This window comes from Photorhabdus tasmaniensis, assembly GCF_011189505.1.
Taxonomy (GTDB): domain Bacteria; phylum Pseudomonadota; class Gammaproteobacteria; order Enterobacterales; family Enterobacteriaceae; genus Photorhabdus; species Photorhabdus tasmaniensis.
Map to the genome: position 1 here is coordinate 1 of NZ_PUJU01000114.1, position 3,130 is coordinate 3,130.

General features: G+C 52.7%; 1 protein-coding gene. It reads left to right on the forward strand.

Going from position 1 to position 3,130, the window contains the following annotated elements:
* On the forward strand, window positions 1–3,130 hold a 3,130-nt coding region (locus C5471_RS22835; protein ID WP_166296497.1), incomplete at both ends, for a non-ribosomal peptide synthetase.

Sequence of the window (3,130 nt, forward strand, 5' to 3'; positions counted from 1 at the left end):
CCTTGACAGTACAGGAGCACCAGGATTTACCGTTTGAGCAGGTGGTGGAAATCGTGCAGCCGCCGCGCCGACTGGCGCATACGCCATTGTTCCAGGTAATGTTTGCCTGGCAAAACAATGAGAATACAGCCTGGCAATTACCGGGGCTGGCCGTGTCACCGGTCGATCAGGTCTCTGATTTTGATATTGTCAAATTTGATCTTGAACTGAATCTGTCAGAACAAGAGGGGCGGATTGTCGGTGCGTTGAGTTATGCGACTGCCCTGTTTGATCAATCAACGATAGAGCGGCAGGTGGGATATCTGCACGCGGTGTTGCAAGAGATGGTCACTCATGCTCAACAGCGGATCGGGGAAATTGATATCCTGGCACCATCGGAGCGCAGGTTGTTATTGGAAACCTGGAATGCCACAGAAACAGTTTACCCTAGCCAGTTATGCATCCATCAGTTGTTTGAACAACAGGTGGAGAAGACCCCAGAGGCGACAGCACTAATAGCAGGAGATAAAACCCTGAGCTATACGGAATTGAATGCTCGTGCTAACGGGTTGGCTCGTCAGCTGATTAAGCAAGGGATTGATCTTGGTGATCATGTTGCGATCTTGTTTGAGCGATCGATAGAACTGGTAGTATCCCAATTAGCGATTCTCAAAGCCGGTGCCGTTTACGTGCCGATTGATCCTAGTGTGCCGAATGAGCGGAAAAACTGGCTGATAAGTGATTGTTCCGCCAGGTTGTTGCTCACCGATACACAGACTGATATTCCGGCTGACCTGGCTGTTCCGCTGCTTCGTCTCTCTGATGAGGAGAATACGAGTAGTGAGCAGGAGTGTTTCAACCTTGACTTACCGCGTTTTAGTACCGAATCAGCGTATATCATGTATACCTCCGGCTCGACTGGAATGCCAAAAGGGGTGGTAGTGCTTCATCGTGCGGTGGTCCGGCTGGTCATCAATAATGGCTATGCTGAAATTGGACCGGATGATCAGGTTGCCTTTACGGCTAACCCGGCTTTCGATGCCAGCACGTTTGAAGTCTGGGCACCATTGCTCAATGGTGGCGTGCTAGTGGTTATCGACCGCGCCACATTATTAACACCACCGGAGTTAATACGGGTTCTACAGGCTCACCGCATCACGGTTCTGTGGCTGACTATTGGGTTGTTTAACCGGTTGGCGGTAGAGTTATCCCCAATTCTTCCGCAGATTAAAATCCTGATTTTTGGGGGAGATATTCCCGATTTACATGTGATTGCCCAGGTTCTGGATAATCGCCCGCCACAACAATTATTGCAGGCTTATGGTCCGAGTGAGGGAACCACCTTTACCACGATGTATCCTATCAAGGCGTTAACGCAGGGAGCGATCTGGGTCCCCATTGGCCGGCCAATCGCGAATACCCGTGTTTATCTGCTGGATGCGTATGGTCAGCCAGTGCCGTTAGGGGTGGTCGGAGAAATTTATGTCGGGGGGGATGGGGTAGCCCTGGGTTATTTCAATCGTTCTGAGTTAACTGCTGAACGTTTCCTGATGGATCCGTTTAGTGATAACCCGGATGCGCGCATGTACCGTACCGGGGATTTGGCGCGTTATCTGCCGGACGGCAATCTGGCGTTTATGGGCCGTAACGATCAACAGGTTAAAATCCGGGGCTTCCGCATTGAACCGGGGGAAATTGAGACGCATCTGGTAGATCACCCGGCGGTGAGTGAGGCGGCGGTGTTGGCGTTAGGTGATGGGGCGGATAAACGACTGGTAGCCTATGTGGTGGCACCTGAGGATGACGGGCTGGTGAATAGTTTGCGTGTTCACCTGAGTAAAATTTTGCCTGATTATATGGTGCCGTCAGCCTTTGTGCGGCTGGAGGAGTTTCCATTGACCTCGAACGGTAAGCTGGATCGTCGTGCACTACCGGCTCCGGACAATGAAAACGTGGTCCGTCAGGTTTACCAGGCACCACAAGGCGCAATGGAAATGACCTTGGCGGCGATTTGGCGTGAATTACTGGGGATTGAACAGGTCAGCCGGTATGATAATTTCTTTGCCCTGGGCGGCCATTCACTGCTCGCGGTGAGCATGATTGAACGCCTGCGTCACCAGGGGTTGACTCTGACGGCGCGTGCTCTGTTCCAGTCTCCAATGCTATCAGATTTAGCCCAAACATTGGGACAGCACCAGGCCGTGATAGTGCCGTCTAACGTCATTACGTCAGCGACGACGACACTCACCCCGGAGATGTTGCCGCTGATCGATCTGACTCAGGCTGACATTGACCGCATCGTCAGACAGGTGCCGGGCGGGGTGACCCATATTCAGGATATCTATGCTTTGTCACCATTGCAGGACGGTATTTTATTCCACCACTTACTGGCAAACGAAGGGGATCCGTATCTGGTGGTCAGCCAGATGGCCTTTGCTGAACGGACTCTGCTGGACCGTTATCTGGTGGCGGTGCAACAGGTGGTTGATCGGCACGATATTTTGCGTACCGCCTTTATCTGGCAAGAGTTGTCTGTGCCGGCTCAGGTCGTCTGGCGTCAGGCCCCTTTATCGGTCATTGAATTGACTCTGGACCCGGCTGATGGGCCTATTTGTGAACAATTGGCTCAACGTTTTAATCCTAGTTATTATCGTCTTGACCTGAATCAGGCACCATTGTTGCGGTTTGTGGTGGCGCAAGAAGCCGATGGCCGCTGGATTGTCCTGCAATTGCTTCATCACCTGATTGGCGACCATACCACGCTGGACGTGATGAACCGTGAGGTTCAGGCTTATCTTGCCGAACAGGAGGACAGCCTGCCTTCCCCAGTTTCTTTCCGTAATTTGGTGGCTGAGGCCCGGTTGGGGATCAGTCAGGAAGCGCATATCCGCTTCTTTACCGATATGCTGGCGGCGGTGGATGAACCCACGCTGCCGTTCGGATTGACGGAGGTGCATAGTGATGGTTCACAGGTGATGGAATCCCACCGGATGTTGGTACCTGAGCTGAATGATCGTCTGCGTGGTCAGGCCCGGCGTTTGGGGGTCAGTTTGGCGGCGTTGTGTCATCTGGCCTGGGCCCAGGTATTGTCGCATACCAGCGATCAGGTAAAAGTGGTGTTTGGCACCGTGCTATTTGGACGCATGGCGGC